Annotated in this window: 19 protein-coding genes; 5 read left to right on the top strand and 14 right to left on the bottom strand. The window is 62.9% G+C overall.

Annotation, left to right across the window (positions count from 1 at the left end; all coding sequences use genetic code 11):
- Positions 1 to 9: 9 nt before the first annotated feature.
- Complete coding sequence (locus ACT86A_RS21365; RefSeq protein ID WP_445093949.1) at positions 10 to 1,167, top strand: VWA domain-containing protein; 1,158 nt, start codon at positions 10 to 12, stop codon at positions 1,165 to 1,167.
- A 290-nt stretch (positions 1,168 to 1,457) separates the two neighbouring features.
- Here the strand turns inward: ACT86A_RS21365 and ACT86A_RS21360 are convergent, their stop codons facing one another.
- The 7 genes from ACT86A_RS21360 to ACT86A_RS21330 form a co-directional block, all read right to left on the bottom strand.
- Complete coding sequence (locus ACT86A_RS21360; protein ID WP_445093948.1) at positions 1,458 to 2,801, bottom strand: type II toxin-antitoxin system HipA family toxin; 1,344 nt, start codon at positions 2,799 to 2,801, stop codon at positions 1,458 to 1,460.
- Complete coding sequence (locus ACT86A_RS21355) at positions 2,773 to 3,102, bottom strand: helix-turn-helix domain-containing protein (RefSeq protein WP_445093947.1); 330 nt, start codon at positions 3,100 to 3,102, stop codon at positions 2,773 to 2,775. The genes ACT86A_RS21360 and ACT86A_RS21355 overlap by 29 nt, the downstream gene beginning before the upstream one ends.
- A gap of 346 nt (positions 3,103 to 3,448) precedes the next feature.
- The gene (locus ACT86A_RS21350; protein WP_445093946.1) at positions 3,449 to 3,844 is read right to left on the bottom strand and encodes a hypothetical protein; all 396 of its coding nucleotides are present in this window, start codon (positions 3,842 to 3,844) and stop codon (positions 3,449 to 3,451) included.
- Positions 3,783 to 4,922 (bottom strand): AAA family ATPase, encoded by a 1,140-nt coding sequence (locus ACT86A_RS21345; RefSeq protein WP_445093945.1) that lies wholly within the window; start codon positions 4,920 to 4,922, stop codon positions 3,783 to 3,785. The genes ACT86A_RS21350 and ACT86A_RS21345 overlap by 62 nt, the downstream gene beginning before the upstream one ends.
- Positions 4,923 to 5,555: 633 nt before the next feature.
- Positions 5,556 to 6,713 (bottom strand): helix-turn-helix domain-containing protein, encoded by a 1,158-nt coding sequence (locus ACT86A_RS21340; RefSeq protein WP_445093944.1) that lies wholly within the window; start codon positions 6,711 to 6,713, stop codon positions 5,556 to 5,558.
- Positions 6,714 to 7,124: 411 nt separating this feature from the next.
- Entirely contained in the window at positions 7,125 to 7,469 is a 345-nt protein-coding gene (locus ACT86A_RS21335; protein ID WP_445093943.1) for a hypothetical protein, read from the bottom strand.
- The gene (locus ACT86A_RS21330; RefSeq protein ID WP_445093942.1) at positions 7,469 to 7,840 is read right to left on the bottom strand and encodes a hypothetical protein; all 372 of its coding nucleotides are present in this window, start codon (positions 7,838 to 7,840) and stop codon (positions 7,469 to 7,471) included. Before ACT86A_RS21330 ends, ACT86A_RS21335 begins: the two co-directional genes overlap by 1 nt.
- Positions 7,841 to 8,159: 319 nt before the next feature.
- Here ACT86A_RS21330 and ACT86A_RS21325 point away from each other — a divergent pair, with 319 nt between their 5' ends.
- The 3 genes from ACT86A_RS21325 (at position 8,160) to ACT86A_RS21315 (ending at position 10,631) form a co-directional block, all read left to right on the top strand.
- Positions 8,160 to 9,047: a helix-turn-helix domain-containing protein gene (locus ACT86A_RS21325; RefSeq protein ID WP_445093941.1), complete on the top strand. Its 888-nt coding sequence runs from the start codon at positions 8,160 to 8,162 to the stop codon at positions 9,045 to 9,047.
- Complete coding sequence (locus ACT86A_RS21320; RefSeq protein WP_445093940.1) at positions 9,044 to 9,253, top strand: DUF397 domain-containing protein; 210 nt, start codon at positions 9,044 to 9,046, stop codon at positions 9,251 to 9,253. The genes ACT86A_RS21325 and ACT86A_RS21320 overlap by 4 nt, the downstream gene beginning before the upstream one ends.
- Before the next feature lie 331 nt (positions 9,254 to 9,584).
- The gene (locus ACT86A_RS21315; RefSeq protein ID WP_445093939.1) at positions 9,585 to 10,631 is read left to right on the top strand and encodes a fatty acid desaturase family protein; all 1,047 of its coding nucleotides are present in this window, start codon (positions 9,585 to 9,587) and stop codon (positions 10,629 to 10,631) included.
- A gap of 100 nt (positions 10,632 to 10,731) precedes the next feature.
- On the opposite strand, the gene ACT86A_RS21310 is transcribed toward ACT86A_RS21315, so the two are convergent.
- The 6 genes from ACT86A_RS21310 to ACT86A_RS21285 form a co-directional block, all read right to left on the bottom strand.
- Positions 10,732 to 11,136, bottom strand: coding sequence for a hypothetical protein (locus tag ACT86A_RS21310; RefSeq protein WP_445093938.1), 405 nt, complete (start codon positions 11,134 to 11,136; stop codon positions 10,732 to 10,734).
- Between the two features lie 237 nt (positions 11,137 to 11,373).
- Positions 11,374 to 12,420, bottom strand: a complete 1,047-nt coding sequence (locus tag ACT86A_RS21305; RefSeq protein ID WP_445093937.1) for an IS630 family transposase — start codon at positions 12,418 to 12,420, stop codon at positions 11,374 to 11,376.
- A gap of 10 nt (positions 12,421 to 12,430) precedes the next feature.
- Positions 12,431 to 12,625 (bottom strand): hypothetical protein, encoded by a 195-nt coding sequence (locus tag ACT86A_RS21300; protein WP_445093936.1) that lies wholly within the window; start codon positions 12,623 to 12,625, stop codon positions 12,431 to 12,433.
- A gap of 183 nt (positions 12,626 to 12,808) precedes the next feature.
- A complete protein-coding gene (locus ACT86A_RS21295) occupies positions 12,809 to 13,198 on the bottom strand; it encodes a hypothetical protein (protein ID WP_445093935.1) in 390 nt (129 codons plus the stop codon).
- Between the two features lie 106 nt (positions 13,199 to 13,304).
- Positions 13,305 to 13,811: a hypothetical protein gene (locus ACT86A_RS21290; RefSeq protein ID WP_445093934.1), complete on the bottom strand. Its 507-nt coding sequence runs from the start codon at positions 13,809 to 13,811 to the stop codon at positions 13,305 to 13,307.
- A gap of 198 nt (positions 13,812 to 14,009) precedes the next feature.
- Positions 14,010 to 14,540, bottom strand: a complete 531-nt coding sequence (locus ACT86A_RS21285) for a hypothetical protein (protein WP_445093933.1) — start codon at positions 14,538 to 14,540, stop codon at positions 14,010 to 14,012.
- A gap of 760 nt (positions 14,541 to 15,300) precedes the next feature.
- Between ACT86A_RS21285 and ACT86A_RS21280 the strand changes: the two genes are divergently transcribed.
- Positions 15,301 to 15,786: an excalibur calcium-binding domain-containing protein gene (locus tag ACT86A_RS21280; RefSeq protein ID WP_445093932.1), complete on the top strand. Its 486-nt coding sequence runs from the start codon at positions 15,301 to 15,303 to the stop codon at positions 15,784 to 15,786.
- 87 nt (positions 15,787 to 15,873) lie between these two features.
- Here the strand turns inward: ACT86A_RS21280 and ACT86A_RS21275 are convergent, their stop codons facing one another.
- Complete coding sequence (locus ACT86A_RS21275) at positions 15,874 to 18,402, bottom strand: ABC transporter permease (protein WP_445093931.1); 2,529 nt, start codon at positions 18,400 to 18,402, stop codon at positions 15,874 to 15,876.
- Positions 18,403 to 18,413 lie beyond the last annotated feature (11 nt).

The raw sequence follows: 18,413 nt of genomic DNA, 5'->3' as shown, positions 1-18,413 counted from the left end.
GGGCACCGCATGATCGACGAAACCCGAGCCAGGCGTTGGCGATTGGTGCTCGGCGCAGCAGCGGAGGAAGGGCTCGGCGGGCTGGGCTCGAGCACGGACGCCGCCATGGACCGGGCGCTGTCGGCGTTGTACAACACCGGCGACGAGACGTCACCGGGGAAACGCACCGGCGGCTTGCAAGGTTCGGCGCCGCGGGTGGCCCGCTGGCTCGGCGATATTCGCAGCTACTTTCCCGCCAGCGTCGTCGAAGTCATGCAGCGCGACGCCGTGCAGCGGCTCGAGCTCACCCAGTTACTTCTGGAACCGGAACTGCTCGAAGCCGTCGAGCCGGACGTGCATCTGGTCGGCACCTTGCTGAGCCTGAATCGGGTGATGCCCGAGACCACCAAGGCGACCGCGCGCATGGTGGTGGAGAAGGTGGTGCGCGAGATCGAGCAGCGCATCGCGGCGCACACCGTCGCCGCGGTCTCCGGCGCGCTGAACCGGGCTGCCCGCGTCACCCGGCCACGTTTGCGAGATATCGACTGGGACCGCACCATTCGCAAGAACCTCGCCACCTATCTGCCCGAGCATCGCACCGTGGTCCCGGAACGCCTGGTCGGCTACGGCCGCAAGGCGCAGGCGGTGCGTCGCGACGTGGTGCTCGCGATCGACCAGTCCGGCTCGATGGCCGCCAGCGTCGTGTACGCATCGGTGTTCGGCGCGGTGCTGGCATCCATGCGTGCGCTGCGCACCTCGCTGGTGGTCTTCGACACCGAAATCGTGGATCTCACCGACAAACTCGACGACCCGGTGGAGGTCCTGTTCGGCACGCAGCTCGGCGGCGGCACCGATATCAACCGCGCCCTCGCCTACTGCCAGTCCCTGATCACCCGCCCCGCCGACACGCTGTTCGTCCTGATCTCCGACCTCTATGAGGGCGGCATCCGCGACGAGATGCTGCGGCGCGTCCACGCGATGCGCGAATCCGGCGCGCAGGTCGTCGTGCTGCTCGCCCTCTCCGATGACGGTGCTCCCGCCTTCGACCACGAGAACGCCGCGGCCCTTGCCGCTCTCGGCATCCCGGCTTTCGCCTGCACCCCCGACAAATTCCCCACCCTGCTGGCCGTGGCCCTCGACCGCGGCGACATCCAGTCCTGGGCCAACGCCAACGCCGCGCATCACTAGGACGGCCCCGTGGCAAACCCTGACCGCGACGAAGCACGGCGCGGATCTGCCACGGGCCGTCGTTCGGTCAGATGGTGAAGCTTTGCAGGAGGGAGAAGACCTGCACGGCGAGCGTCAGCAGAGTGTTCACGATAGTGATCGGCTCCATAACAACTCCTTGTCCGGACTGGCGAACAGGACGGCTCTGCGATCGTACGTGGCGGGGCGCGTTTTCCCGGTGATCGCCGCGGCGCGTGTACGAATCCGTTAGTGCTGCTCAGACCGCACACCGCCGCCCGAATCAGGTTTCGCTATTCGGTGTCCGCACCGAGCTTGTCCGGAGCGCGCGTGGGTGCGCGCTTGGTGCTTCTGCGTACCTCCGCGGTGTCGATGGTGGCGCACTGCTCGGCCACCGCGTCGACAAGCCGCGCGCGCAGCGACGCCAGCGTGGTGTCAGTGATAGCGCCGCCGACCGCTGTCAGTGCGTCGGGCAGACCGGCGGCCATCTCGCGTGTCCGGGCGACGAGTCGATCCGGATCGGTGCCGACGTTACGTGCGAACTTCGCAATGTGGTGCAGGGTGACTTCGCCGAACTTCGAGCGACCGCCGATCGGCATGGCCACTCGACGCAGGTCCGACCCTCGGTTCGGGTTGTACGGCAGTGAGCTTGCGACGTCGTAGATCGGGGCCAGAGCAACGTCGACACCGCTGAGGACGACCGAGTAGTTCTTGGCGTGAGCATCGGGAGCGCCGAGTAGGTATTGGGCGATGACGGCGTCGGCGAATCGGTCGACGTCCTCATGGGCAGCCTCACGTGCCAGCAATTGGGCGATCTCGAGGGCTGACGGCCCGCCATCGGCGGCGTACTTGCGCTCAGGCCACACCGACAACGCTTGGCACATGTCCTCCTGATGTAATCGGATCACGCTTCCGTCAGCAAGGCGTAGCCGGTCGTATCGTTCGACGACGATCGCGGCAATGCCGTCGAACTCGATGAATTCGGACGCCGCCGAGGAGATTCCAACTGACGCCAACGCGCGTAGACACAGATGTTCATTGAATGCCTGCCCGGGGAAGCGTCCGATTCCCGGTTTGATGATGTGGGTACTCGCGGCGTTGCCATGTGCGTACGCCCATCCCCCGTCGCCGGTGCGCACAGCCGCGAACTTGGCCTGCGCTCCCGCCAGGCTCCAACGCTCGTCGGAGCGCGTCCACTGCTGCGGCGCGCTCTGCAGCGCGCGCAACCGCTGCCCGATCTGGACGTCGGTAACCTGTTCCAGGCTGCCACTTCGGGTGAGCACGTCATCGATGTCCTCGGGCGCGGCCAGTTGCACAGCTCCGGCGCAGTCGCGACCGATCTGTTCCAGCAGTGCGGTGGCGCTGCCGGACTGGACACCGAACTCACGGGCCAGACGTTCACGAACATTGGCGTCATCGGGCAGCAGGTTCGTCAGCCACGGCGCGGTGACGCGATGATCGTAGGTACGCCCGACAGCCAAGGGCATCGACAGCGACAACGGGGTGGCGTCGATGTCGGCAGCGTAGTCGTCCAAGTATGCAAAGCGGGGTCGCCCGGCGTCATGTATCACGGCTCCGGTCAGTAGCCCGTTCAGAACCACGACAAGATCACTCATGAGACTCCGGGACGTGCGCATTCGGCGAATTCTCACCACGCCTGATCCGGCTGAGCAAGTCTTGGATCGCCTGCTGGTCCCGTGATGGAGTGGTGCGCTGCGACACAGCTGTGGCGACCAGCCGCAGCCCCAATGCACCAGCGATCTGGGCGACACGGCCGATCTCTCCGCGCGAGCTACCAGCCTCGACGCGACTGACGAGCTGGCGGGAGACCCCCGCCAGCTCGCCGAGCTGTTCCTGGGTCAACCCGGCGTCGAGGCGAGCCTTGCGCAGCATCGCACCGAGTTGCACCAGCTGGCGTCGAGTCCGCGGCTGGGTCATGAAGTCATGGTACCGTGACATGCACTTCATGTCACGGCATTGTGACATTGCACGGCATGACGGCGATGACCCAGCGCTGGACACCCGAATTGATGGTGCGGATCCATGACACCGACTATCCGGTACAGATTTGTAACATCAGTCTCTAAGTACTGATCGCTGGCAGCGTCGTGCCGAAAGCGCAATCGGACCCCGGTCCAGGAGAAATTTACGTCGACGGCTTGCCGGGCCGTGAATCATGATGTCCGCCGAAACCTTCACCGACCTGCTGCTGGTCGAAACGGTGCTGCCGGAGCGGTCGGCGAGCCGGTTGCGCATGGCCTTCGAGTTGGGGGTCTGGTGACACTCAATCGCGGTACAGATCGTCGAGACCGATCAAGACTGTTTCGCCGGCTGTGGCGGCCTCGTGAAGGGCGGGCATGAATCCTGCCGCGCTGTAACAGGCCAATAGGGTGTGGCTGGTGTCGAATCGTGGTGCGAGGAGATCTTTTATTCGGCGGAGCCGGTCGAGATGTCCTGTGCCCATCGTGTCGTTCCACTTGACTTCGCCGATCGACAGGAGCGCTTCGCGGCCGTCGGGGAGTTCGCCGAACACGGCGATGTCGATGTCGTGAGTTGTCTTCGCGGCAGGGTCGTTGACCGTTCCGCTGCCGACGCGCGTGATGTGGCCGCCGAATACGTCATCGGTGGCATAGTCGGCGACCCAGTTCCGGCAAACTTCCTCGAAATGCGGTCCCAGCACATTGCTTTCGAACCGATGTCGGCGTCGCTGCCACTGGCGGCCGGTGTCGCGTGCGCGCTCCCACTCGGCCCAGTCGGGTCGCAGGATCGCTTGGTAGAAGGTGACGAGTGGTTCGTTGATGCGGTAGATCATGCGGTTTCCGCGGAACATGTCGTGTTCGCGGCGCAGCAGACCACAGTACTTCGAGTACCGCCAGCGGATGGGTGATGTCACTGGCCTTGCGCCCGACATAAGAGGCTATGCCGCCGCTGGTCGAATTGCCGTGTGCGACTGCGGCCAGCACCGAGTGATACAGGCCCGGATCGCGCAATCCGGGCTCCTCGCTCAGCAGATATCGGGCTTCACGAAAGAGCGGACTGGCGGGGTTGAGGACCGTCCGGACCGCCCAGTTGTCGAAATCGCCTAGACCGTTGGGTGTGTCGTCCTCGACGAACTCGCGCCGGTAAGCGGGCGTTCCTCCGACGATCGCATGAACCTGGATTGCCAGCCGGGGATCGTCGATTCCCCAGAATTCGGCCGCCAGCCGGTAATCGAGCGTCGGCACGATCAGTTCCAAGCCGGCACGCCCGCGCAGCGGAGCACCACCGGACAGCAGCGAACCCATAAACGACATGGCCGAACCGCACAGCAGCAGCCTGGCCCTGGAGCGGAGTCGCTCGGCTCGGCGAGGTGCCAGTGCGGCCTGGATGACCGATGGCAGCGACGGGCTGGCCTTGGCCAGATACGGGAACTCATCGATCACCACCGGAAGCTCACGATCGGCGGTGACCGCGAGCAGCGTGTCGATCGCTTGGCGCCAATCATCGAACCGCACCGGCAGCGGTGAACCGGTGAACTCCACAACGGCCGCGGCCAGATACCGTAACGACTCGGCCTCGGTGGCCTGGTCGGCCGCGAAATAGAACCCGCCGGTGACCTCGCATAAGGCCTCCAGCAGAAACGTCTTCCCTTGCCGCCGCCGACCGGACACCACCCCGAGAGTCGCGTGCGGCTGTCCACTGGTGACGAAGCCGGTGAGTGCACGCCACTCCCGATCACGGTCGAAGATGTCTGCTGGCTTGCCAACCAGGGAGATCACCTCCCAATTTTGAGGAAGTATAGTTACAGGAAGTATAGTTCCTCAAAATCAAGCTTAGTGCGATCGGCCGTAGGCGCCGCTGCGATCCGATCCCGGGCGCGCTCAAATGTCCGGACGACCACGCCGTCCGCGGGCGGCGCGCGCACCAGCAGACGGCCATCGTTGTCCTCGACTCAGTCGATACGAGCCGACAGCATCCGTTTGAACGTCCTTTCACGCATCGAGGCGGCAAATCCATTGCTGGAGCTCGCCGCTGGGGACCCCACGGGGTTCGTACCCAGCTCGCTCGAAGAGACGCTGACTGGCGAAGTTCCGAGTATGAATGTTCGCGGTCGCCAACACAGCGTTCGCGCCGCTTGCCCGTCCATCCCCGAGGGCAACATTGCGTACTTCCTGCAGCGTCCGGTCTGCGACCGCCCCTCCCTGGCCACGCACTGCCGTACTGACACCGATCACGCCGACATGAACTGCCGAGAATGAAGCCTTGCGCGTTCCATTCCCACTGCTTCGGATGAGGCAGTTTTCGCCCCTCTGGCGTCTTCGGATGCGGAGCGGTACACGAAAACGTTTGAAATGGATGGTTCTTCACCTCTCGGCGTTCGGTGATGGTGCCCCAGCGGATGTCAGGTGGATTCACTGCGCGGACTGGCCACTCGCAGCCAGCCAGTCCGCCAGATCAGTTGCACTCGGCCGAGCGGCGAACACGCGCTCATAGTCGTCGCCGGCTTCGATGTCATCGTCGGGTTCGGGAAAATCGATCTCGTCCACCGGCACACCCAGCACCCACGCAAGATGTTCGGGCGAGGCCGCACCGGCCCCCACTCGCTTCTGAAGCGCATCGACCAGGGCCGGGGGAAACACTCGGGCGGCCGACTGTTGCTGACGAACGATCAATTCCTTCACGCCACCGATCCTTCCTCGCTCCTCGCCCGCATTGGCACGAATCAGGTCCAGCGTGCGACGCTTCAGCGCGGCAACCACCTCCGTCGAGACCGGCACGTCCAACGAGTCCAGTCGAATACTCAGAGCCTTTGTGGATACCCCTGTCCGCCAAAGGAATTCCACTACGGCAGGCTCATCCATTCGACGCCAATCCTCCCGCACGACCAAATCCCTCGGCAGCAGCAACTCCGCCGCGAATTGATCCGCAGGCGCCTCATCCGCCTCACCCGGCGTGGAGTCCCCTGTGTGGTGTCCGAGCGCGAAATGCGCCAGTTCATGGGCCAAAGACCAGTTGCTCCGGAACCAGTACGGCGTGGTCGTGAGTATGACGACCGCCCGGGAACCTATGCTCAACGAGTAATCAGTGGATAGCATCGGCAGACGCACGACATCCACGCCCAGCCGATCCTCAACGATGGCGCCATACTCCCGCACGAAATGTTCACCCAATACCTCGCGCATGGCTGTGGGGTTCTCGGGCAACGGTTCGGTCGGAGACGGCCCTTCCGGGTAGGCCGCGGCATACGCTTCGGCCACCCGCCCGAGTAGCTGGTCATCACTCGGACGTCCCGGGTTGACTCGAAGACGCTGCGCGGCGTCCCAGCTGTGCCGAGCAGCGATCCGCACACGATGCGGATCCTGCTCGCCTGTGACCAGCCAGTAGAGATCGGTGCCGAGTTCATCCGCGATCCGGGCGAGTTCCACAGACGAGAACCCTCGCTGCCCATTCAAGGCTCGCGACAGAGCATCGGTCTTCATACCCGTTCGCTCCGCGAGCTGTCGCTGGCTCCACCCATCCGGCATGACAGATCGAATTCGATCCCCCACCGCGCGCAGCTCGTTGTCCATACCCCCAGCCTAGCCCCCACGTTGGGAATATCCCAACATTACGCTCGTCAATGAGCGGCGTCGGACGTGACCTTCACAGAGCCTTGTTCCGCCGATGCGAATCCGGCACAATATGCCCGGCCGCTACCAGCACATCCCACGCAGCGCGCTTACGTGCACACCGGTGTTCCCGATGCCGTTGCATCGCGACATGCGCCTCGGCAAGCGTCAACAATTCGCGCGGCGCAGCACAGGTCCATGCCTTCGGCACTGTCGGCATCTCGCCGGTCGCAGCAGTCCGACGGCGGCCTGCCGTGGCCGCGCGTGGCGAAGAACTGTTCGGCCACAAACACGCAAACGCGAGACCGACGCAGGACCCGCCGCCGACGGTCGCGGCAACGCAGTGCATAAAGTCCCACACGCTCACCGAGGTCACATCCCCTCTAGCGGTGGCCCAGCTTCGGGCCTCTGCTCCGGCGATAGCCGGTTCAGCTGGTCCAGCACCTGCCGAAGCGTCTGCGACGGAAACGTGCACTCGGGAAACGTGTTGTCGTCCTCCATAGGCGGAAACGAAATCTTCCGCTCGGCCGCACGCTCCCGCGGACTACGCGTTTGCGGCACAATCCGGCCGTAGACCACAAGCGTGTGATAGGCCGCGAGTTTCCAGGCGCACCGGTCGATCCGGCAGGCGCGATGCGCCTGCATGAGGCGGTGAGCGAGCTCCACATCCGCATCTCCACAGATCAGCGGAGGAGCCACGACAATTCCGATGCTCATCATGCCTCCTCGGCCACCACGCCGGGCACGGGCCGAGGCGAGCGCACCCAGGTTTCCCGCGGACTGACCGTTTCGAGATCGAAACCCTTGTCACAGACCAGGGCTGGTCGATTGTCGACATGACCCAGCTCGAAGACGACGATCACGTCCACGCCAAGCCCGGCCGCGATATCCAGCACGTACCGGACCGGGTCATCCACATGATCCGGCGGACGGACGGTGTAGACGTATTGGTACCTGAGCCCACAAGCGTGCCGTTGCACTTCGGCGGCATGACGCGGTGCGTGTAGGCCCAAGACATCATTTCGTATGAATCCCAGTGCTTTCGGCTTGCTCGTGGTCGACGGCACGATTGCATTCGCATAGGTCATTGATCCCCCTCGGAACGGGTCGGCGTACTGCCTTGCAGGACGTCCGGGTGACCAACGCCAGCGTTTCCCGGCTCGTCAGCGCCCGTGAATCGAACTCGAGATTGCCAACTATTGCTGAAAGTCGTTGCTGCTATAAGTGATCCGAGTCCATCCAGCGGACCGCGCTGTCACCTGAACGTCGAGACCAAGCACACCACCGTCTGACTACGCTGCCAATGCCGAACTGAGAATTTCTAAATTTTGCCGCGAAGCTCCAGGATGTCCGCCAAACTGACAGTGAAAAGCGATCGAACTGATAATGCCGACTTGGGGGTTGGGGATGGCGAAGCAAGGCACCAAAGCGTCACTGCCACGTCGGCAGATGGGTCGCTACCTGCGTGAATCGCGCGAAGAGCAGAACCTCACGCAAGGGCAGATCGCGGCCATCATGGACTGGAGTGTGAGCACCCAGTCCAGGCTGGAACGAGGCGATGTCGGCCGGCTCCGCGCCCGGGACATCGAACTGCTCTGCCAGAACCTCGGTTTCGATGACGAGAAGACCGCAGCGATGGTCGGCCTGTTCAAGCAGGGCGCCGAGAAGAGCTGGTGGCACAGCTTCGGCGACCTCATCCCGGAGAGGTTCAACGTCTACATCGGCTTGGAAGCAAGCGCCCGCCATATCGAGATCTTCCGTCCCGACATCATTCCCGGGTTGTTGCAGACCACTGACTACGCCGCGACGCTCGACCGGACCTACTTCCCCAAGGACTCGGAGGAAGAGCGGCAGCGGCGTATCGAGCTGAAGACCAAGCGTCAAGCGATCATCACCCGTAGGGCAAACCCCGCGACGCTCGACGTCATCCTCTATGAAGCTGCCCTGAACCCGCTCGTCGGCAGTCCCAAGATCATGGCCGCGCAACATCGCCATCTCGCAGACCTGAGCACCCGTCCGAACGTCACGATTCGAATGCTTCCGTTCAGCGCGGGCTTTCCGGTCGGCGGGCCGGTCGGACCGTTCTCGATCCTCGATTACGGACTCGATGCCGCAGGTAGCACAGCGGAACCAACGGTTATCTACGTTGAGGGCTTCACGGGCGACATGTACCTTGAGGCAGAGTCGGATCTTCGACGGTACCGCGAGGCCCTCACCATCATCCGGCACAACGCGCTGGACGCAGTCGCGAGCAGGACGCTGCTTCGGCAACGAATGAAGGAGTACTTGGCGTGAACGTCGACCTAACCGGTGCCCAGTGGTTCAAGAGCACCCGAAGCTCGATGGGCAAAGACTGCGTCGAGGTCGCCTTCCTGGATCAGGGCATGGTCGGGGTACGGGACAGCAAGAACCCCAACGGCCCCGCCTTGGTGTTCACTCCGAGCCAGTGGGACGCGTTCACCAGCGGCGTCCAAATCGGCGAGTTCACCCACTCAGCTTGAACCGCTATGCACCCGATAGAGCGTACCGAAGGCCGCCACTATGCGGTGACCACGCTTACTTCAAAGCTTGCCCACATGACCGGGATTTCAGCCCCGCGCCGACGTGAACCCCTCCGGGTCAGAACATTCCAGATACGGCAAGAACATACCTTCACGTAGATGTATGACCGACCGGCACACCTGTTCACCTGGCGGTGGTGTCGTCGTGGCATTCTGTGCTCACACAGACGAGCCCTTATTTGCCTGACTTCCAACAAGAGGTTTGGTCGGGTCCGGTGGACGACTGTCAAAAGCCCCGACAACCGTGAGAGCAGGACGTATGCGGCCCGTAGTGATAGAAAGTGCGGTGCCTCCGCGTGGCAGCGCATATTCGGTGTTGCTACGCAGGGTGCGCGAGGAAGGGCTGCTGGACCGGCGGTTGCGGTACTACTTCTGGAAGAGTGCGGCCACCACCGCAGCATTGGCAGCCGGGTGGGCGGCGTTCGTCGTCATTGGCGACTCGTGGTGGCAACTCGGCGTAGCTGCGTTCTTGGCAGTGGTGTTCGCCCAGATCGCCTTCCTGGGCCATGACGCCGGGCACCGGCAGATCTTCCGCACGCGACGGGCCAACTACCTGTTCGGGGTGATCTTCGGCAATCTCGGCATCGGTGTCAGCATCGGCTGGTGGACCAGCAATCACAATCGACACCACGCCCATCCCAATACCGAAGGTGCCGACCCCGACGTCATGGGAGTGCTGGCCCATTCCGGCGATCGAGCACGCGCCAGCCGCGGCATCCGGCGGTTCATATTCCGGCATCAGGCTCGGCTGTTCTTTCCGATGCTGTTCCTGGAGGCCGTCAGCCTGCACTACGCGAGTGCCAGGGCGGTGCTGCGGTGGCCGATCCGGCACCGGACCACGGAGGCGATGCTGTTGGCCGCGCACGCCGTCGGGTACCTCGGCACGGTGTTCCTGGTCCTGCCCCCGATCAAGGCGGTGGCCTTCATCATCGTGCAGCAGGGCCTGTTCGGCTTCTACATGGGCTGCACTTTCGCCCCGAATCACAAGGGGATGGCAGTCCTGACCGCCGCCGACTCCACCGACTTCCTGCGCCGGCAAGTGCTCACGTCCCGCAACGTCCGCGGCGGCCGACTCACCGATGCGGCACTGGGCGGCCTGAACTACCAGATCGAGCATCACCTGTTCCCCGCCATGCCCCGGCCCAACCTTCCACGAGCCCAGCCGCTGGTCACGGAGTTCTGCGCAGAACTCGGGCTGCCCTATTCCGAAACCAGCCTCCTCGGCTCGTATGCCGAAGCGCTGCGTCACCTGCACACCGTCGGTCAGTTCGCCCGGCCGCTACCGCCGGCCGAGATGGACGCCCAGCCGACGAGGTAGCCGGCGCAAAATATATCGGCCTGTCTCGGCACGTTCGCCATCCGCTGAAACCAAAACCATCAGCCGGGCCGTCGGCCCGACTGATGGATTGACGTCGGGCTCACTGTGGACGAAGCTCTTCGATCCTTTGCTCGTAGTTGGCGGGCGTTATACGCCATCGGTCGGCATCATCATATTTGTAGTCGACATTAAAACTCATGTCATTCTTTTTGATCTGAATGAGAATCGCTTTCCAGTCTTCCTTACCGGGAACGCTTGTCGCCGACCTGAATTCTTCGATTCTGTTCAGAACATCGCCGCCGGATGGCCGCCGGGGGTGCCAGCCACCATCATCGGTGTAAGTATAGCCAAAAGTGGATTTTGATCCCTCGCTCATGCTTACGACCAACGAAAGAGCATCCCATTCGGTATCCTGGTATGCGGAATTCCCGAGGATGAGTTCCCCGATCGACATAAGAATTTCGGTTGCGGCCTCGACGTCGAAGCCTAAGTTCGGCTCAGTCATGGCAATAGACCTCCCATTATCATTTCTTCTATCTTTTCCGCCGTCATTCGGTCGAACACCTCTAGTGGCTACCGGCACGCCGCAAGGGGTCTGCTGTCACCACGACTGGCCAACATCGCTCGACTCGAGTCGCGGTGAGATAAACGGTCTGGTGATGGGCCCGTCAAACCTCTGCTCACTCGTCGAACTCGATCAGATCGTCGACAGCCCTCCGCAGCCAGTCATATTAATCTGAAACTAAATGATTGAAGCGTAAATGGTGTGTGGGCCTTGGAAGTAGCCGCGGACGCGGTCGGGGAGCTTCTGTACGCGGTGGAAGAACGAGCGGACGGCGGTCTGCATCTGGTCGCGGCTGGTGATGACCTGGTCGGAGAGGGTGCGTTTGAGGTCGGCGTTGACCAGTTCGTCGGGGTTGAGATGCGGCGCGTACGGGGGCAGCAGGTGCAGCTCGAGCCGGTCGGCGTGTTCGGCGACCCAGTCGGCGACGGCCTTGGACCGGTGCACTGGATGACCGTCGAGGATCAGGTGGATCTTCTGGGTGTGCTGGCCCAGCAGCCGTGCGAGGAATTCGAGGAGCTGCTCGGTAGCGAACCGGCCTTTGAAAAGGGTGAAGTTCAGGTCCCCGCGCGGGGAGATGGTCGACATCGCGTTGAGGGAGAACCGTTTCCCGGTCCGCGCCACGGTCGGGGTCTGGCCTTTGCGGCCCCACGTGCGGCCCGAGAGATGGTCGCTGCGGAGACCGACCTGGTCACCGAACAACACGATCGCGCCTTCCGCCTTGGCCCGCGCGGCCAGCTTCGGGTAGGTGTGCTCGACCCACGCACGCATCGCTTCGGGGTCGGCCTCGATCGCACGCCGGTCCGGGCGCTGGAAGGTGAAACCCATGCGGCGCAGCACTTTCCCCATGCCCTGCTCGGTGTAGGTGACGCCGAACAGTCGCCGTGCCAGCTCGGCGACTTTCCGCAGAGTCCACAACAGCCCACCCAGATTCAGATCCTCGGGAGTGAACACCGTCAACGACTCGACCAGCGCCTCGGCCTGCGACGGCGTCAGCTTCGTCTTCTCACCGGCCCTGCGACCGGGTCGGCCCGAGTCCAGGCCATCGGCACCACCCACGGCGAACCGGTTGCGCCAGTTACGGATAGAGCCCTCCGACACCCCGAACACCTGCCGCGCCTGCACCGACGTCATCCCGTCCAGCAACGCGGCCATCACCCGCTTCCGCACCGCCTCCTGCTGACCAGGGGAAAGCCTGCGCATGTCCATCCGAAGATCATCGCTCACACGCGAAACATCAACCAGCGCAACCGATTCGTTTCAGATCAATATCTCGTCCGCGGTACCGGCAGGAGGTAGCGCGGCCGATACCCAATCCCGCCCCGAGCACGGCCAGATCTTCCTGCTTGCGGAACCACACCACCAGCAACAATGCCTGCCACCAGCAAGTCAGCACCCGTTCGGCGGCAAGCAGCCGCGGCACATACGCCACCAGTTCCCGGAGGAACGTCGAGCATTGGCAGGATAGGCGAAATGCAGATTCCTTCGGCGGACTGTTCTTGTGGGCAGAACCCACCTACCGGGACCCCACATCCTCACCAGCACCCAACCCGCGTGTCACCCACAGACTTCCGTCACAGCACGCGAAACTATCGCCTACCTTTCCGAGATCACTTCACTTCGGACGCAACTCTTCGATCCTTTGCTCATAGTTGTCAGGTGTTATGCACCACCGGTCGGCATCATCATATTCGTATTCGACATTCAGGCTCATATCATCCCGTTTGACCTGAATGAGACATGCCTTCCAGTCGTTCTCGCCAAGGACACTTGTCGCCGACCTAAATTCCTTCATCTTTTCCAAAAATCCGATGCTAGCTGGAAGGTTAGCCGACCAGTCGCCGTTATCGGTGTATGTATAGCCATACATGGATGCCACTCCGTCTAGATTTACAACCAGCGCCAGGGCGTCCCATACAATCTCCCGGTAGCTCCGAATTATTAGTTCACAAATCGACATCAGAATATCATTCGCAGCTTGGATGTCGAAGTTTGGATCGGTCACGATTGAGCTCCCTCGAGGTGCGTAGACTTCCAAATCGAGTCGAGATCGAATACTTTAATCAGTTGCAGCAGAATCGTTCTGGCGGATCAGCACATCCGATCTATTGTCAGTCCCCTGAATTCTGCTTGTCAGAAAGCACCTTTTCAACGCGGGCAAGTTCGATACTAGAGGCTTTTAGCCAAAACAGAATATCTGCCTGCTCAGCCTCGTCGATCGTATTGAAAATTTCGTAGGCGCACGAACGCGCCACGGGCGTGTCCGCCCTCAGGAGCTCGTTTATCACAGCCCATGCCATAGAAGCCCAATGGTAGATTCGTTCTTCTCTGAGAAGCGGTAGCTTCGCCAGCCCCGCCACAGTTCGTGCCGCAGCGTCGTCATACGCGGCCCGGTCTGTGAGCTCATATACAGCAGCAATCCAGTGTGGCTCTCTACGCCGAGCGTGAGCGTCCAGTTCAACGATACTCAACGCCCGAAAATCTGGTTTGGGAACGCGTTCATGGCCCTCCGGAAAGACGACAGCCTTTCTATCGTCGAGACTCATCGCTTCAAATTCGGCATCACTCATTTCCAAGAAATCGATTACTTCCTGCATCACAAGATCGTCATCATTCATCGCGGATGCCTTTCCATGCTCTTCGAACATTTTTCATATCACCCATGTAGATCTTTTTCAACTCTTCCTTAAGGTTGAGATAAAGTAGCACCATCGAATTCTTGTCGCCGATAGATTGGGCATATTTTATTTACACGAAACCCATCGGTTGAATACTTACAATCCTCTGCAGGCGTGATGGTTTCGGGTCGATATGACCTACTGGGATCGCTTTCTATCCCAATCGATCATATTTTTGACTACCCGCGCTCGGTTGCGAAAAAATGCAGTCACAGAGTCGTGGCCGGTGACATCACCGCCTTCACTTATCTCCCACACCTTGGGATCTGGATCTCTTAAATCAGCGCCATCGATCAATGCGGCATGCGAACTCTGATAATCCCATATAACCAACGAATGCCCTCTGTTCGAGATCGGATCGGATCCCGCCGGCAATTCATCGAGAAACTCTAGGACAATCTCCTTCCAACCCGAACTCAGTGCGGCAATGTTCAAATCCCCGGCAACTTGAAAACGTCCCGGATTAATTCCGATCAACCTGAGAACCTCACGCACTGCAGCAGGCACAGCAGGAACGTTCTGCCAAGCCGCCATCCTATCGATCACTGCGTCGCTCGCGCCGACGATCTCAGACGTATCCATACCGTATTCCACCAGGTCATCGAACACCGCGTGAACCTCGGCCAGCGCCGCCACCACCTCGTGATCATCCATGCCTTCGAACTCCATATCTCCATGCATCTGCGGCTGGTACGAGTACAGAATCCTACCGAACATATATCGGAGTCCTGCCGAGATTTTTGGTAACTCTTCGTAATAGAACGAAATTATATTTTCACAGGATGGCAAATATGCGGTGCTGATTTAGTATCACCAGTCGGATGGTGCACGACATCCGAATCCTCCCCTATCCCCGGTTTCAGCTGGATCGCAAATCCTCGAGAATCTCGAGTTCAGCCGTCATCGAGACGGTCGGCGGCAATGTCGACAGGTCAGACCACGGTCCCATTTCGCCACCACGCGAGTGCGGTAACGTGGCCGCCGCGGTCTTGGACCAAACGACGAGTGACCCGGCCGCACGAAATCAGTTGTCGCCGGACGACGCCGAACGGAAGAACATCTGGCTTTCGCGTACCTTCACCCCGAGATCGGACCCACCTCCCAACTTTGATACAGAACCTGGACCACCACGCACGGCGTGATCAGCACGCGGAGTCGGTCGTGAGCCCGGAACCGGCAGGCACGGGCCGCGGCGAGATTCAGGACGTGCGAATCTGCGATGTCCGGCCTCGCCGCGAAACACGTTGGGAGCTGGTTGCGATAGTCCCGGCAGTCCCCGGTTTCCGCACTGCGGAGGGCCGGCGGAGGGACTACCGACCACCAACAACGCGGGTGCGGTTCGCGGGGGTGCGAGGGCGAGACGCCTCGGAACGGCGGCGCTCACCTGCCCGGCCTCGGACGTGCTCCTCTACCTCGGAGTCAGGCAACTATGGCAACAGTATGGCGGGGTTCTGCCGTCCTCGTCACCTTCGCGGCAGTCGCGCTCACAGCGACCGCGTGCGGAGGCCCCGATAGCTCTTCGACACCGACTACCATCACGCGCCTCACTACTGCGGCGGCATCCAGCACTCGCACGACGCCGCCCCCGACGACAACTACTGCGGCGGTTCCGGTTTCGCCACCGCAATCCAGCACCGAGCCCGCTCCGTCGGAGGCTCCTGCGCCGCCCAAAGCCGTGCCCGCGCCGCAACCCACCGTGCTACACACACCCCCCGCTCCCGCGCCTGCACCCCCACCCGCTGCGGCGCCTGCCCCGCCACCCGCCGCTGTGCCCGCGCCGGAACCCGTATCGCCCAGCGTCTATTACCCCAACTGCGCCGCAGCCCGCGCCGCAGGCGCAGCGCCCCTGCGGCGCGGGGAACCCGGCTACCGATCACAATTGGACCGCGACAACGATGGTGTCGCCTGCGAGTAAACCGCAGGCAGGACAAATCCGATCCACTCCTCGCCAGCGCATACCCGGCGGCGTGCGGCGCACAATCATTGTGCGCCGCACGGCTTTTCAGAGATCGGCGATCGCCGCGAGCGGGGGCGTGCGGGCGGCGCGCACCGCGGGCCACAGTGCCGCCAGTACCCCGACGACGCCCGAGCTGATCAGGACGAGCACCAGTTGGGTCCACGGGATGGCGATTTGGTCCAGGCCGAGGTCGCGCAGGGTTCGCAGGAAGCCCACGCCGAGGCCGAGGCCGAGCGCCATGCCGACTATCGCGCCGAATACGGCGATCAGCATCGACTCCAGGTAGATCGTCCGGCGCACTTGCGCGCGCTGCGTGCCGACAGCGCGCAGCATGCCGATTTCTCGGCGTCGCTCCACCACCGACAGTGCGAGGGTGTTCACGATGCCGAGGATCGCGATCACCACCGCCAACGCGAGCAGGCCGTAGAGGATGGCCAGCAGCGTGTTGATCTGTCTGCCCTGCGCGCCTTTGAACTCCTCGCGGTCCTGCACCTGCACGACGACGAATTGCTCGGTCGCTTTCTCCAGGTCGGTGCGCATCTCGGCGATATTCGCGCCCGGCTTCGCCTTGATCAGCACTATCGCGTTGGTGCGGAAGTTGAGCGGCACGGCGTCGTTGTAGACGGTTTGCGACACCACCATGGGACCGAGCAACGGTGTCTTCTTGTACACGCCGGTCACCCTGAGCGGAAACTGCTTGCCATCGAAGCTGGTCAGGTTGACCGTTTCGCCGACCTTCCAGCCGCGTTTGTCGGCCTCGTCTTCGGAGATGAGCACGTCGCGGTCGCCGAGGGTGTTGGTGCCGCGCACGATGTCGTAGCTCAGCACGCCGTCCAGCGGGCCGTCCGCCGACGCGGCGAAAACCCGCTCGTCGCCGACCTTGAAACCGGCGCCGCGTACGCCGACCGCCTCGGCCACTCCCGGCACTTTCGTGCGGGCCGCATCGGCCGCGCCGAACGGCACCCCGAGCAATTGCGGACCCGCGAGCACGTAGTCGGCTCGCACACCTTTGTCGACCAGGACGCCGACGCTCTCCTTTGCCGAGGCACCCAGCATGCCGATCGCCGAAACCAGCATCAGCCCGAGCGTGAGGGCGAACGCTGTCGCGGCGGTACGCCGGGGATTGCGGGCCGCGTTGTTGCGCGCCATGTGGCCGATCGGCCCGAACGGCCGCACCAGCACCCCGAGCCCGGCCACCACCGGCCGCGACAAGGCGGGCGCGGCGAGCAGCACTGCGAAGATCAGTCCCAGCGCGCCCACGCCGACCGTCGCGGCCGCTGTGCCACCGGATCGCTGCGCACCGACCACCACGAATCCGGCGCCCAGCACGGCGAGCACCGCTCCGATGATCGTGCGCACGCGCAGCGACTCTCCGGCGGACGCGAACTCCTCGCGCATGGCCTGCACGGGTGGGATCCGCGCGGCCCGGCGTGCCGGCGCGTACGCGCTGACCATCGTCACGACGAGACCGACGAGCAATCCGACCACGATGGTGCGCGGCAGCACCGTCAGCGATCCGGTCGGCAATCCGAGGTCGAAGGCGTTCAGCAGCGCGGAGAGCCCGAACGCCAGTCCGATGCCGCCCGCGAGCCCGATCGCACTGCCGATGAATCCGATGACGAACGCCTCGGCCACCACCGACCGGCCGACCTGCTGACGGCTGGCCCCGACGGCACGCAGCAGCGCCAACTCGCGCAGGCGCTGCGCGACGATCATCGAGAAGGTGTTGTAGATGATGAACGTGCCGACGATCAGCGCGATGGCGCCGAAGGCGAGCAGGAAATAGTTGATGAAATTGAGCGCGTTGGAGACTTCCGTCTTCAGATCGGCGCGGACCTGATCGCTGTTCTGCACCTTGTAGCCGGGCAGATCCCGGCTCAAGTTGTCGCGCAGCTCGTCACCGGGGACGCCGGTGGCCGCGAGATCCACATAGGCGACGTGCAGACCGTCGGTGAACAACTTGCGCGCCTGCGCGTCGTCGAACAGCACGCCGATGAAGCCGCCCGTGTCGGAGGGGACGTCGTAGATCCCGGTGAGTGTCACGTCGATGGGATCGGGCTGCGAGGGGATCAGGATCTTGGTTCGGTCGCCGATCCGCAGCGCGGCCCGCTCAGCTCCGCCGGTGTTGAGGGCGATCTCGCCGGGGCGCGCGGGCGGGACGCCCTGGGTGAACCTCATCGGCTCCGCGACGGCTTTCTCGGGGGGCAGGTAGGACTGCCCGAAGGTGGGCGCTCCGCCGGTCTGCACGGCTTTCTTGCCCGTCGGGTCGAGCAGCACCACCGGCCCGTTCACGCTCGGGGCAACCGTGCGGACACCGGGGTATTTCGCCAGCTCGTCCACCACGTTGTTCGGAATACCTTGCGCCTGGCGCTCTTTCGGGCTCACCCGAACGTCCACGCCCTTGGCCTGATTGGCGAAGATTCCGTCGAAGGTGCGCTGCAACGTATCGGTGAACACGAACGAGCCCGCGATGAAGGCGGTGCCGAGCACCACGGACAACAGGGTCAGGGCGAGCCGCACTTTGTGCGCGGCGAGATTGCGCAGCGCCACTCTGCGCATTGGACTGCCGGCCATCACACCCGCCC

This window comes from Nocardia glycosmidis (assembly GCF_052545115.1).
The sequence above is the reverse complement of the archived record's forward strand: the minus strand, read 5'-3'. Positions and strand labels throughout refer to the sequence as shown.